Annotated in this window: 14 protein-coding genes; 13 read left to right on the top strand and 1 reads right to left on the bottom strand. The window is 62.3% G+C overall.

Translation table 11 applies throughout. From position 1 onward, the window contains the following. The first annotated feature begins 22 nt into the window (after positions 1-22). From L901_RS04205 to L901_RS04145, 13 genes are all read left to right on the top strand, one after another. Positions 23-229, top strand: coding sequence for a hypothetical protein (locus tag L901_RS04205; protein WP_035262738.1), 207 nt, complete (start codon positions 23-25; stop codon positions 227-229). 137 nt (positions 230-366) lie between these two features. Continuing rightward, positions 367-621 carry a hypothetical protein gene (locus L901_RS04200; protein WP_003497070.1) on the top strand — a complete coding sequence of 85 codons (255 nt, stop codon included), beginning with the start codon at positions 367-369 and terminating at the stop codon, positions 619-621. Between the two features lie 94 nt (positions 622-715). Continuing rightward, a complete protein-coding gene (locus L901_RS04195) occupies positions 716-1,387 on the top strand; it encodes a response regulator transcription factor (RefSeq protein WP_003509815.1) in 672 nt (223 codons plus the stop codon). Beyond that, a complete protein-coding gene (locus L901_RS04190) occupies positions 1,377-2,777 on the top strand; it encodes a HAMP domain-containing sensor histidine kinase (protein WP_059753784.1) in 1,401 nt (466 codons plus the stop codon). The genes L901_RS04195 and L901_RS04190 overlap by 11 nt, the downstream gene beginning before the upstream one ends. Positions 2,778-2,882: 105 nt before the next feature. Continuing rightward, positions 2,883-3,311: a membrane protein gene (locus L901_RS04185; protein ID WP_031233662.1), complete on the top strand. Its 429-nt coding sequence runs from the start codon at positions 2,883-2,885 to the stop codon at positions 3,309-3,311. A gap of 160 nt (positions 3,312-3,471) precedes the next feature. Next, the gene (ccmI, locus tag L901_RS04180; RefSeq protein WP_059753782.1) at positions 3,472-4,635 is read left to right on the top strand and encodes a c-type cytochrome biogenesis protein CcmI; all 1,164 of its coding nucleotides are present in this window, start codon (positions 3,472-3,474) and stop codon (positions 4,633-4,635) included. Continuing rightward, entirely contained in the window at positions 4,632-5,144 is a 513-nt protein-coding gene (ccmE, locus tag L901_RS04175) for a cytochrome c maturation protein CcmE (RefSeq protein WP_020809581.1), read from the top strand. Before ccmI ends, ccmE begins: the two co-directional genes overlap by 4 nt. Then, entirely contained in the window at positions 5,141-7,132 is a 1,992-nt protein-coding gene (locus L901_RS04170; RefSeq protein ID WP_003509804.1) for a heme lyase CcmF/NrfE family subunit, read from the top strand. Before ccmE ends, L901_RS04170 begins: the two co-directional genes overlap by 4 nt. Beyond that, positions 7,129-7,596, top strand: a complete 468-nt coding sequence (locus tag L901_RS04165) for a cytochrome c-type biogenesis protein CcmH (RefSeq protein WP_003509801.1) — start codon at positions 7,129-7,131, stop codon at positions 7,594-7,596. The genes L901_RS04170 and L901_RS04165 overlap by 4 nt, the downstream gene beginning before the upstream one ends. Positions 7,597-7,752: 156 nt before the next feature. Continuing rightward, positions 7,753-9,321 carry a Do family serine endopeptidase gene (locus L901_RS04160; protein WP_003509800.1) on the top strand — a complete coding sequence of 523 codons (1,569 nt, stop codon included), beginning with the start codon at positions 7,753-7,755 and terminating at the stop codon, positions 9,319-9,321. A 301-nt stretch (positions 9,322-9,622) separates the two neighbouring features. Further along, positions 9,623-10,381, top strand: a complete 759-nt coding sequence (locus L901_RS04155; RefSeq protein WP_031233368.1) for a response regulator transcription factor — start codon at positions 9,623-9,625, stop codon at positions 10,379-10,381. Positions 10,382-10,390: 9 nt separating this feature from the next. Then, positions 10,391-11,800 (top strand): HAMP domain-containing sensor histidine kinase, encoded by a 1,410-nt coding sequence (locus tag L901_RS04150; RefSeq protein WP_059753779.1) that lies wholly within the window; start codon positions 10,391-10,393, stop codon positions 11,798-11,800. Positions 11,801-12,003: 203 nt separating this feature from the next. Then, positions 12,004-12,429, top strand: coding sequence for a thiol-disulfide oxidoreductase DCC family protein (locus tag L901_RS04145; RefSeq protein WP_059753776.1), 426 nt, complete (start codon positions 12,004-12,006; stop codon positions 12,427-12,429). Positions 12,430-12,559: 130 nt separating this feature from the next. Here the strand turns inward: L901_RS04145 and L901_RS04140 are convergent, their stop codons facing one another. Then, on the bottom strand, positions 12,560-13,423 hold the full coding sequence (locus tag L901_RS04140; protein ID WP_059753774.1) for a MipA/OmpV family protein: 864 nt from the start codon (positions 13,421-13,423) through the stop codon (positions 12,560-12,562). Positions 13,424-13,453: the final 30 nt, after the last annotated feature.

The following is a 13,453-nucleotide window of genomic DNA, read 5'->3' as shown; positions in this document are numbered from 1 at the left end:
AAACAACGCAAAGGACGAGACTATGGACAGTACCAAAGCATGGTATCAATCGCGCACGATCTGGGGCGCCCTGGTTGCGGTTTTCGCACCGCTTTTCAGCATCGCCGGCCTCGATCTGCCCGCCGGTCTGCAAGGAGAACTTGCGGACGGGCTGGTGACGGTTGCGGGCGGAATCGGTGGTCTGGTCGCACTTTACGGCCGTCTTTCGGCGACCAGCGCCATTCGCTGACAGCGCCCGCGACGACGCCGTTCCCGTCTTGCGCCCATGCGGCGGGGGCGGCATTCATTTGCCATTCAGACGCTTTGCGCTACATATTCGGTCAGAATACGGTTCGAGACGCACCCGGTTTTTTGGAAGTTTGTAGAATGGCATCACCTCTCATCATCGCGACGCTTGCAGCCGGGCTTTCCGGTTTCACGGCGCCCGAGGCTGATCTGCAGGGCCATTACATTCTGGCGGCGAGCGATTGCGGCGCAGCCGTCGCCCGCGTCGTGCGCGAAACCGGCGGTCAGCTGCTTTCGGTCTATCCTTCCGGTGACGGTCAGTCCTGTGTCGTCACCGTTCTCGTCCAGGGCAATGGCGAGCGCCCGCGCAAGGTGACGATGCGCGTGCCGATGTAGCTTGCCCGCATCGCCGAAATATCGGAAAACAATCCGACACATTTAGCATGACCGGCGACGCGCCTGCGGGCCGGGATACAGGAAAGGGCGGACAATGCGTATTCTCGTTGTTGAGGACGATGCCAATCTCAATCGTCAGCTGACCGATGCGCTGAAAGAAGCCGGTTATGTCGTCGATCAGGCGTTCGACGGCGAGGAAGGCCATTATCTCGGCGATACCGAGCCCTATGACGCCATCGTCCTCGATATCGGCCTGCCGCAGCTCGACGGCATCACCGTCGTTGAAAAATGGCGTGCGGCCGGCAAGGCCATGCCGGTGCTCATCCTCACCGCCCGCGACCGCTGGAGCGACAAGGTCGCCGGCATCGATGCCGGCGCCGACGATTACGTCACCAAGCCTTTCCATGTCGAAGAAGTGCTTGCCCGCGTGCGCGCGCTCATCCGCCGCGCCGCCGGCCATGCTTCTTCCGAACTGGTGTGCGGACCGGTCCGGCTCGACACCAAGTCTTCCAAGGCGACCGTCAACGGCACGACGCTGAAGCTCACCTCGCACGAATTCCGGCTCCTGTCCTATCTGATGCACCACATGGGCGAGGTCGTCTCGCGCACGGAGCTGGTCGAACATATGTACGATCAGGATTTCGACCGCGATTCCAACACCATCGAGGTGTTTGTCGGCCGTTTGCGCAAAAAGCTCGGGGTTGATCTGATCGAGACGATCCGCGGTCTCGGTTACCGGATGCAAGCGCCGGCAGATGCGAAGTAATTCCCTCACCGCCCGCGTTCTGCTGCTCGCCTCGCTCTGGTCGGTGCTGGCGCTGGTGGTGATCGCCGTCGTGATCTCGACGCTTTACCGGCAAGGGGTGGAGCGCAGCTTCACCGATCTTCTGAGGGCGCAGCTTTATAACGTCATCAATTCCGTGACGATTTCCAACGAGAACACGCTGGCCGGCAGCCCGCAGCTCGGCGATTTGCGTTTTTCGCAGCCCGATACCGGCTGGTACTGGGTTGTCGAGCCGCTCGGCAATTTCCAGACCGCGCCGCTGGTGTCATCGTCGCTCGGCGTCTCCACCCTGCCGGTGCCGAGCATTCTCGATGCGCCCTTCGACAATCGCTATGAGCGCTTTTATGCCGTCACCGACGAGGCGGGCAATCAGGTGCGCGTGGCGGAAACGGAGGTGGTGCTGGATGGCGAGGGGCGTGCGGCGCGTTTCCGTGTCTCCGGCAATCTGAACGTCGTGGAAGACGATGTGCGCGATTTCTCCAACAGCCTTTATCTGGCGCTCGCCGTTTTCGGTGTGGGCAGTCTGGTCGTCAATGGCCTCGCCATTCTCTACAGTCTGCGGCCGCTCGATCAGGCTCGCGTCGCGCTTGGCAAGATCAGGGGCGGGGAGGCGGAAAGCCTAGAAGGTGAATTCCCGCGCGAAATCCAGCCGTTGGCCAATGAGGTCAATGCGTTGATCGACAGCAATCGCCGCCTCGTGGAGCGTGCCCGCATGCAGGTGGGCAACCTCGCGCATTCGCTGAAGACGCCGATCGCCGTTCTTCTCAACGAAGCGCGCACGCTGGACCCGCAGCATGGCGATCTGGTGCGGGCGCAGGCCGATGCCATGCAGGCGCAGGTGCAATCCTATCTCTCCCGCGCCCGCATCGCCGCCCAGCGCGGTTCTATCCTTGCCCGCGTGGAAGCGGAACCGGCACTGGAACGGCTGGTGCGCGTCATGCGTCGCCTGAACCCCGACAAGCAGTTTGTCCTGAATTTCGAGCAGGCCGGCGCCGTGCTTGGCATGGAGCAGCAGGATCTGGAGGAGGTCGTCGGCAATCTTCTGGAAAATGCCGCGCGTTTTGCGCAGACGCGCGTGGTCATCACGCTTGCGACCGGCACGCACCCATCGTCCGACGCCGAAATCGCCCGTCGCTCCTGGGTGGAGCTGACTGTCGAGGATGACGGGCCGGGGCTGGAGCCGGGACAGATCAGCGAAGCGATGAAGCGCGGCAGGCGGCTGGACGAGAGCCGGCCGGGCACGGGTCTCGGATTGTCGATCGTTTCCGAGGTGGTGTCAGAGTACCATGGCCGCTTTTCGCTGTCGCGCAGCGCCATCGGCGGCCTGAAAGCCGATCTGATTTTGCCGGGCCTTTCGAAAGAGCTTGCGTGAGGCAAGAAAAAAGGCAAGAAATTCAATGCCGGTATATTAGGTGCAATGCGGTAGGAAAGAGGACAGGGTTTGGTTGACGTGTATGATGGCTGCCGCTCCGTGACAATGCGTTCGCTGGTGTCACGCCCGGCACTTCTCTCGATCCTGTGCGTATCGATGCTGAGCGCCTGCACCACTACGGGCACCCGCCCGGCGGGCGGCGGCCTGTTTGGCCGCTCTGCGCAGCCCTCGACGCCCTTTCTTGCCAATCTGGAAGGCGGCATTGTCGGGCGAAGCGGCGTTGAGCTTGACAGGGGTGACCAGACCAAGGCGCTGGAAGCCGAATATAAGGCGCTGGAAACAGCCCCGGTCGGCACGCCTGTCACCTGGACGGGCGATGACGCCAAGGGCCAGGTGGTCGCCAATGCGCCCTATCAGGTCGGCAATCAGAATTGCCGGCAATATTCGCATACCTTGACGGTCGACGGACGGGAAACCAGGGCGCGCGGTGCAGCCTGCCGCAATGCCGATGGAAGCTGGTCGCCGCTGACGTAACCAGTTTGACGTAAATCAAGGTCACGGGCCTTTTGCGATGACAAGAAGAGGCATAGCGGTGCAGCCGGGAGATGGCCTGCGGTGCGGCGTGATGTCTCAAATTCGCGTCATCCCCGCGCTTCATGTTTCCATGTGCCGCGCATTCGAGTAATTGAGCCTTATGTTCTGGATTGTCGTTGCGATATTGACGGCGGCTGTTGCCATCGTCCTGATGTACCCGCTGATGCGGAAGACCGAGGCGCCCGAGACGCGCCGCGACGGTGAGGTTGCCGTTTATCGCGACCAGCTGGCCGAGCTGGACCGCGAACGCGCCGCCGGCCTGATCGGGCAAACCGAAGCGGATTATGCCCGCGCCGAAATCGGCCGCCGGCTTCTCGCTGCCGCCGAGACGGAAGAGCAGCCCGGCAGAGAGGCGCGCCCGCTGCGGCACAATCTCGCCGCCAGCCTCATCACCATTCTCTTGCCCGCACTCGGCCTCTGTCTTTACATCTGGAACGGCAGTCCGGAGGTGCCGGACATGCCGCTCGAGGCACGTCTTGAAAAGCCCGGTAACGACATGAACCTGCTGGTCGCACGGGCCGAAAGGCATCTGGCGCAGAACCCGGATGACGGCGCGGGCTGGGACATTCTCGCGCCGATCTATTTCAAGACATTGCGGCTTGGCGATGCCGAGCTTGCCTATCGCAATGCGCTTCGTATTCTGGGCCCGAGCGCCGAACGATTGACGGGCCTTGGCGAAACGCTGGTTGCCGGCAATGACGGCATCGTCATAGAGGCCGCGCGCGATGCGTTTGCGCAGGCCGAACAGTTGAAACCTGGTAATCCGCGCGCCCGCTTCTATCTGGCGCTTTCGCTGGAGCAGGCTGGCAAGGCGGAGGAAGCACGCGCGGCCTTTGCAGCGCTGGCGGCCGATGCGCCGGCCGGCGCGCCGTGGCTGCCGCTGGTTCAAGAGCATATCGCCCGCACCGGCGGCGCGGCGCCCCCCGCCGCACCCGGCCCGACGGCGCAGGATATGGCGGCGGCCAACGACATGACGGCTTCCGACCGGCAGGCGATGATCGAAGGCATGGTGTCGAGCCTCGATGCCAAGCTCAAGGAAAACCCCGCCGATTTTGAAGGCTGGATGCGGCTTGTACGCGCCTATTCGGTGCTGAAGAACGAAGCCAAGGCTGGAGAGGCCCTGCGGGCGGGGCTGAAGGCTTTCCCGCCGGAGGGTGAACAGGGCAGGCAGCTTCTGGCGCTGGCGAAGGAACTTGGCGTTTCCGCCGGGCCGATCCGTACGAACGGGCAACAGGATGCTGCGCCGCAGGGAGTGACGCAATGACCCGCAAACAGAAACGTCTCGCGATCATCGGCGGCGGCATGAGCTTCATCGTTGCAGCCGTGCTGCTCGTCATGTTCGCCTTTGGCCAGTCGATTGCATATTTTTACATGCCGGCCGATCTGGAGAAGACGCCCGTCAACCCCGGCACCCGCATCCGCCTTGGCGGGCTGGTGGCGGAAGGCTCGATCAAGCGCGGCGAGGGCCGCACGGTGAGCTTTACGGTGACGGATGGCGAGGCCAATGTGCCGGTCAGCTATACCGGCATTCTGCCCGATCTCTTTCGCGAAGGGCAGGGCGTGGTGACCGAAGGCATGTTCGACGCCGCGACCCACGGCTTCGTGGCCGACAGCGTGCTGGCCAAGCACGATGAGAACTACATGCCGAAAGAAGTGGCAGACCGGCTGAAGGACAAGGGCCTGTGGCAGCATGGCGGAGAGGGTGAGGAACCCGCCGCCGCGACGCCGTCGGCCAGTGCGACGTCGCCCGACAAGACCGGAGCAACCAAATGATCAACGAGATCGGCCATTACGTTCTGGTGCTGGCGCTTGGGGTGGGGCTGATCGTTTCCACGCTGCCGGTTATCGGCGCGCGCCGCAACGACCGGGCGCTGATGGATGTCGCCTCGCTCGGCTCCGTCATGATGTTCCTGCTCGTTGGTTTTTCCTTTGCGGCGCTGACGCGGGCCTATGCCGTCTCGGATTTTTCCGTGCGCAACGTCTGGGAAAATTCCCATTCGCTGATGCCGATGATCTACAAGCTGACCGGTGTGTGGGGCAACCATGAAGGCTCCATGCTGCTGTGGCTGCTCATTCTGGTGTTTTTCAGCGCGCTCGTCGCCGCCTTCGGCCGCAACCTGCCGGAAACGCTGAAAGCCAATGTTCTTGCGGTGCAGGCATGGATTTCGGTCGCCTTCCTGCTGTTCATCCTGCTCACCTCCAATCCCTTCCTGCGGCTGGAGCCGGTGCCGGCCGAGGGGCAGGACCTCAATCCGATCCTTCAGGATTTCGGCCTCGCCATCCATCCGCCGCTGCTTTATCTCGGTTATGTCGGCTTTTCCGTCTGCTTTTCCTTCGCCGTCGCAGCGCTGCTGGAAGGGCGCATCGATGCCGCCTGGGCGCGATGGGTGAGGCCGTGGACACTCGCCGCATGGACCTTCCTGACCGCCGGCATTTCCATGGGTTCCTACTGGGCCTATTATGAACTCGGCTGGGGCGGCTGGTGGTTCTGGGATCCGGTGGAAAACGCCTCCTTCATGCCCTGGCTTGCCGGAACCGCGCTGCTTCATTCGGCGCTTGTCATGGAAAAGCGCGAGGCGCTGAAAATCTGGACCGTGCTTCTGGCGATCATGACCTTTTCGCTGTCGCTGCTCGGCACCTTCCTTGTCCGCTCCGGCGTTTTGACCTCCGTGCATGCCTTTGCCACCGATCCGAGCCGCGGCATCTTCATTCTTGGCATTCTGACGGTCTTCATCGGCGGCGCCTTCGCGCTCTTTGCATGGCGCGCTCCCTCGCTGAAGGCCGGGGGGCTGTTTGCGCCGATTTCGCGTGAGGGATCGCTGGTTCTCAACAACCTCATCCTCACGGTGTCCACGGCAACCGTGCTGATCGGCACGCTTTACCCGCTCATTCTCGAAACCCTGACGGGCGAAAAAATCTCGGTCGGCGCGCCCTTCTTCAACCTCACCTTCGGCCTCCTGATGATCCCGATCCTGATCGTCACGCCCTTTGGCCCGATGCTCGCCTGGAAGCGCGGCGATCTGCTCGGCGCATTCCAGCGGCTTTATGTGGCCGCGGCGCTTGCGGCTCTCGCGGGTCTGACGCTCTGGTACATCGAAAATGGCGGTCCGGTGCTGGCCGCACTCGGCATCGCTGCGGGCTTCTGGCTGATCTTCGGGGCGCTTGCCGATCTCTGGTATCGCGCCAATTTCGGCAAGCTGGCCTTCGGCATCGCATTTCGCCGCCTCAAAGGCCTGCCGCGTTCGGCCTTCGGCACGGCATTGGCGCATATGGGGCTCGGCATCACCGTGCTCGGCATCGTCATTGTCACCACTTTCGAGACGGAAACGGTGCTGGAGATGAAGGAGGGCATGGTGGCGGAAGCGGGCGGCTACAGCCTCACCTTCGACGGCATCCGCCACGCCGTCGGTCCGAATTTCACCGAGGATCGCGGCCATTTCACCATCCGCAAGGCGGGTGTCGAAGTGGCCGATGTGTGGTCCTCCAAGCGGCTCTATACCGCGCGGCGCATGCCGACGACGGAAGCCGGCATCCTGACCTTCGGCCTCAGCCAGCTTTATGTCTCGCTCGGCGATCCCATGACCGATGGCGGCATGGTGGTGCGCATCTGGTGGAAACCCTTCATCCTGTGCATCTGGGGCGGCACGCTGTTCATGATGGCGGGCGGTTTCATCTCGCTCTCGGACAGGCGTTTGCGGGTCGGTGCGCCGAATCGCAAGGCGAAGCCGGTGCGGGCTGCAATGCCGGAGGCGGCGGAATGAGGGAGTTTGTGGTAGCGCTCGGGCTTCTTCTCACCCTCATCTTCGCTGCGGCCTCTCCAGCCTTCGCGTTCAACCCCGACGAAGTCCTCAAAGACCCGGTGCTGGAACAGCGCGCCCGCAATCTCACGTCTCAACTGCGCTGCATGGTCTGCCAGAACCAGTCGATCGACGACAGCAATGCCGAACTGGCGCGCGATCTGCGGGTCCTGGTGCGCGAGCGGCTGGTTCAAGGCGACAGCGACAAGGCCGTTATCGATTACGTCGTGTCGCGCTACGGCGAGTTCGTGCTCCTGAAACCGCGCCTCAGCCTTCGCACCGTGCTTTTGTGGGGCGCGCCGATCGGCCTCACCCTTGCGGGAATTTTCGCCGTCTTCGTGTTTTCCCGCCGCCGCGCAAGCCAGGAACAGCCACAGAAACTGAGCGCGGACGAAGAAGAGCGAATCCGCAATCTCATTGAAAAATAACCGGTTTCCATTTCCGTCCCCGGTTCTTTTTCAACATTACGGATTTTTCATTCGTCAGACACTTCGCCGTAAGGTGTCGCCTCCTATATCTTCATCATCCACCGCTTCTCCCCCGGTCAAACGGGGCCCAGTCTGAATGAAGAAAGAAGGTACACCATGTCTCATTCGCAAAACGGCCATTCCTCGCTGAAGATGGCCTCGCTGAAGACGGCTCTGAAGGCCACGACCGTTGGCGGCCTTGCGGCGCTGATGCTTTCCACCGGCATCGCCGCCCCGATCCTCCATTCGTTTGCCGCCCCCGTCGAGGTGAATGCGCCGCAGGTTCCAAGCTTCGCCAATGTGGTCGATGCGGTATCGCCCGCCGTCGTCTCCGTTCGCGTACAGTCGAACGTGCAGCCCGCTTCCGACGACTCCAGCAATTTCTCCTTCAATTTTGGCGGCCGTGGCCTCGACCAGCTGCCTGATGACCATCCGCTGAAGCGCTTCTTCAAGGAATTCGGTGGTCCGAACCAGGATCGCTCCGAGCGTGGTCCGAATCGCCACCGTGACGGCAAGGGTCCGCTTCGTCCCGTCGCTCAGGGCTCCGGCTTCTTCATCTCCGAAGACGGTTACATCGTCACCAACAACCATGTCGTCGATGACGGCTCCGCCTATACGATCGTCATGAACGACGGTACCGAACTCGAGGCCAAGCTCGTCGGCCGTGATCCGCGCACCGATCTTGCGCTCCTGAAGGTCGATGTGAACCGCAAGTTCACCTATGTGAAGTTTGCCGATGACAGCAAGATCCGCGTCGGTGACTGGGTCGTCGCCGTCGGTAACCCCTTCGGCCTCGGCGGCACGGTGACATCAGGCATTATTTCGGCCCGCGGCCGCGATATCGGCTCCGGCCCCTATGATGATTACCTGCAGATCGACGCCGCCGTGAACCGTGGCAACTCGGGTGGCCCGGCCTTCAACCTCAATGGCGAAGTGGTCGGCATCAATACCGCCATCTTCTCGCCGTCGGGCGGCAATGTCGGCATCGCCTTCGCCATTCCGGCATCCGTCGCCAAGGACGTGATTGCCGATCTGCAGAAGGACGGCAAGGTCGAACGCGGCTGGCTCGGCGTGCAGATCCAGCCGGTCAGCAAGGATATCGCCGAATCGCTTGGCCTCGCTGAAGCAAGCGGCGCGCTCGTCGTTTCGCCGCAGTCCGGCTCGCCGGGCGACAAGGCCGGCATCAAGCAGGGTGACATCATCACCGCCGTCAATGGCGAGCCCGTCAAGGATGCCCGCGACCTGTCGCGCCGCATCGGTGGCATGGCGCCCAACGCCAAGGTTGAAATCTCGCTGTGGCGCGGTGGCAAGTCGCAGTCGGTCACAGTGACGCTGGGTGATCTTACAAGCGACGACGCCTCCAAGGCGACGCCGACCCAGAACGACGACAAGGGCGACCAGTCTTCCAGCGAGAAGGTCCTGTCCAGCCTCGGCCTGACGGTTTCGCCCGCCGATGACGGCAACGGCCTTGCCATCACCGATGTCGACCCCGACAGCGATGCCGCTGCCCGTGGCCTGAAGACGGGTGAGAAGATCACCTCGGTGAACAACCAGCAGGTCGCTTCCGCCGCCGATATCGAGAAGATTCTCGAGCAGGCCAAGAAGGACGGACGCTCCAAGGCGCTGTTCCAGATCCAGACGGATGATGGCAGCCGCTTCATCGCTCTGGATATCGACCAGGGTTGATAACTCGAATGGCGATGCCGGTTCTTTCGGGAGCCGGCGTCGCATCGCGCTCTTGAGATGGGGCGGTTGAGTATGGCAGGGCGTTGCGGCCCGTTTCTTCTCCCCGCCGGGGAGAAGGTGGCCCGAAGGGTCGGATGAGGGGGGAACCTCTCGGTAAATCTCTGGCCTTGCCCCCTCATCCCGCTGCCGCGACCTTCTCCCCGGCGGGGAGAAGAAACAAGCGGTAACCACTCGCTCCATAGGCGGTCGCCCCGTCTAGAAGCCAGATAACGCCAGAGACCAGGTCTTCGGAGGAAACCTCATGGAAAACAAGGTTCAGGAAATGTCTGTCGCATCTGTTTCCGGTTGTGCGGAAAAGGGCGAGGGCGCTATTGTCCCGCACATGAAGATTCTTGTCATTGAAGACGACCTCGAGGCTGCGGCCTATATGACCAAGGCGTTCCGCGAAGCCGGGATCGTCGCCGACCATGCGAGTGACGGTGAGAGCGGCCTGTTTATGGGTTGCGAGAACGCTTACGACGTGATGGTGATCGACCGCATGTTGCCGCGCCGCGACGGACTTTCCGTCATCAGCGAGCTGCGCCGCCGCGGTATCGAGACGCCGGTTCTGATCCTTTCCGCGCTGGGGCAGGTGGATGACCGCGTCACCGGCCTGCGCGCCGGCGGCGACGATTATCTGCCGAAACCCTATGCCTTTTCCGAACTGCTCGCCCGTATCGAGGTGCTGGGCCGCCGCAAGGGCAAGCCCGAGCAGGACATGATCTACCGGGTCGGCGATCTCGAACTCGACCGGCTCTCCCACGATGTCCGCCGCAACGGCAAGGAAATCCTGCTGCAGCCGCGCGAATTCCGGCTGCTCGAATATCTGATGAAGAATGCCGGTCAGGTCGTGACCCGCACCATGCTTCTCGAAAATGTCTGGGACTATCATTTCGACCCGCAGACCAATGTCATCGATGTGCATGTGTCCCGCCTGCGTTCCAAGATCGAGAAGGACTTCGAAAAGCCGCTGCTGAAGACCATTCGCGGCGCCGGTTACATGATGAAGGACGAGGGCTGATTGGCGAAAATGGCCCGCCTCAGAATAGTGTTCCGGTCGACAGCGGTGCGCCTTTCGGCGCTCTATATTCTGCTGTTTGCGCTCTGCGCCGCCTTCCTGGTCTTCTATGTCACCGCCCTTTCCGAAAGGCTGCTGAACCAGCAGACGCGCGATGCCGTGCTTCAGGAAGTCTCGGATGTGCAGCGCATTTATAATCGCGGCGGCATCAACCCGCTGCTGCGGATGATGGAACGCCGCGCCCGCCAGCCGGGGGCGAGCCTTTACGTCATCGCCGGGCCGAATGGCGAAATCCTTGCCGGCAACGTCGCTTCGGTACAGCCGGGCGTTTTCGACAAGGAAGGCTGGACCGGTTTTCCTTTCCGTTACGAGCGTTACTCCGAAAGCGGCGACAGCGTGCAGCATCTGGCCACCGCCAATGTCTTCATGCTGGATAATGGCCTGCGCATCCTGATCGGGCGCGACCTCGGCGAACCCACCAAGTTCCGGGCACTGGTGCGCAACGCGCTGATGGTGGCGCTCGCCATCATGGGCGGCGGCGCGCTGCTCATCTGGTTCGGCATCGGCCGCAACGCGCTGAAACGCATCGACCGCATGTCGGCGGCGACCAAGAAGATCATGGCGGGCGACCTTTCTCAGCGCTTGCCGCAGGGCCGCTCCGACGATGAATTCGACCGCCTGTCCGGCTCGCTCAACGCCATGCTCGGCCGCATCGAAAAGCTGAATGAAGGCCTGCGGCAGGTCTCCGACAATATCGCCCATGATCTGAAGACGCCGCTGACGCGGCTGCGCAACAAGGCGGCCGCAGCGCTTGACGACAATGACGAGACGAAACGGCGCGCAGCGCTTGAAGGCATCATCGCCGAATCCGACCAGCTTATCCGCACCTTCAACGCGCTTCTGATGATTTCCCGCGTCGAGGCAGGTTCGATCGCCGCCGAAATGACCGATGTGGACGTCTCGGCGATTGCCGCCGACAGCGCCGAACTCTACGAGCCGGTGGCCGAGGATGCCGGGCTTGTGCTGGAGGCCGAAATAGAGGCTGACCTGTCGGTAAAGGGCAACCGCGAGCTGATCGGTCAGGCGCTCTCCAACCTCATCGACAACGCCATGAAATATGCCTGCGAGGGCGAAGGCGACAAAAAGCTCGTTGTGCGTCTGGCAAGGGAGCCGGAGGCCATCGTGCTCTCCGTCGCCGATCACGGCCCCGGCATTCCCGCCGACAAACGCGGCGAGGTGCTGAAACGCTTCGTCAGGCTGGATGAAAGCCGCTCGAAACCCGGAACCGGGCTCGGCCTGTCGCTGGTGGAGGCCGTGATGGAGCTGCATGGCGGATCGCTGATGCTGTCGGACACGGATGCCACGAATGCCGCCTGCCCGGGGCTGACCGTTTCGATGGTGTTTCCCGTCTCGAAGGCGTAAACACCACTTCCTCGCGCTGTCAGCGATATCCATGCCGACGAGGTCCGGCGGATCACCGGGATTTGTGCGCAAAGTCTTCGCCATCCGGAAAATGACTGTTTTTCAAGATTGTATTGCAAGATGATCTGAAGAATAGTCCGATTGATTGACGGCAATGGCTCTGTTCGGAAATCGCGTGCGATGGACGAAAGGATGTGTGACGGGTGGCAGCTACGGTTCCCTTGACCGACGACGGGCACGGCCCGATCATTCTGTTCGATGCGGAATGTGTGCTGTGCTCCGTGAATGCGCAATTCGTGCTGCGGCATGACAGGGCCGGACATTTCCGCCTGGCATCCATGCAAGGCGATATCGGCGCGGAAATTTACCGACGCTGCGGCATGGACCCGAAAGATCCGGTCAGCATGCTGGTCGTGGAGGGCGGCAGGGTGCGGCAGGACAGCGATGCCGTGCTGAGCATATATGAAGCGCTGGGCCTACCCTGGCGGCTGGTCACCATATTGCGCATCGTTCCCGCATTCCTGCGCGATCCCGTCTATCGCTTTGTCGCCCGCAATCGCTACCGCTGGTTCGGAAAACGCGAAGAATGCTGGGTGGCGCCGCCGGAGTACCGGGACAGGATACTCTAAGCATCGCGGCCCCGGTGAAACGCCTTGCGGCGCTTCACCGGGTGAGGAGGCGTGAGGGCAGGGACGCCTTTCCTCATTGGGGACGTGCCGGAGCGCGCATCCGTGGCCGCGCGGTTCTCCTGCTCGCGGTTCAGAACGTGTAAGCCACGCCCACCATCGCAAACGGCTGAATATCCTTCTTCGACAGGGGGCTGTCCTTGGCATCGCCCAGCAGGAAGCCGACGCCGCCCGCACCGGTGATCGACCAGTTCTCGGTGAGGAGGTAAGTGACGGAGGCGCTGGCGTCGATGCGCTTGAAGCCCGATTTCGCGTCGAAGCGGCGCAGGCCCGAGCGGGCGGACTGGGCCGGGGTGACGCCGAAATAGGATTTCATGTGCTTGTCGTCCGCCCAGGTGGCGGAGAGGTCGGCGCCCAGGATGAACTGATCGACCTTGTGCGAGACGCTGGCGCCGATGGTCGCGGTCAGGCCTTCGCTGCCGTCGATGGTCTTGTCCACCTTGGCGTAGATTTCGAAGGGGTCCACGCCATAGGCGATAACGCCGCCGACCACGCCGGCCGCCTTGATATCGCCCATTCCGCGCAGGTTTTTCCTGTCGTCCTTTTCCTTGCGCCCGGCGTCCCAGCCGCCCTTCACACCCAGCCTGAAGCCGTTGTGGTTCAGCAGGTTGACGGTGACGCCGCTGAAATCGATGCTCAGCGTATCTCCATACTCGATGGAAACCAGCGGCACGGCGCCTGCTTCCAGCTTGTCCGAACCCTCATATTTCGGGGCGTAGGCAGCACCGACACCGAGCGTGATCTTCCAGTCGCTGGAACTGCTGTAGCGGGCATTGTCGAAATTGCCCTGCGGATCGGCCACCCGGTCCGATTTGTCGATATCGGCGGCAAAAACGGGGGTGCAGACGGCCTGCGCCATGGGCAGCGTCGTCAGGCAAAGGGCCATCGCGCGCAGGTTCTTTTGCAATTTCACTGTAAAAATCTGTTTCATGATCATATCCGTAGCAACACCGAGCGTTGGAAAACC

The organism is Agrobacterium sp. D14 (assembly GCF_001526505.1).
Classification (GTDB): Bacteria; Pseudomonadota; Alphaproteobacteria; order Rhizobiales; family Rhizobiaceae; genus Agrobacterium; species Agrobacterium leguminum.
Note: the sequence above shows the minus strand (reverse complement) of the source record. Positions and strands in the feature narration are given on the sequence as shown.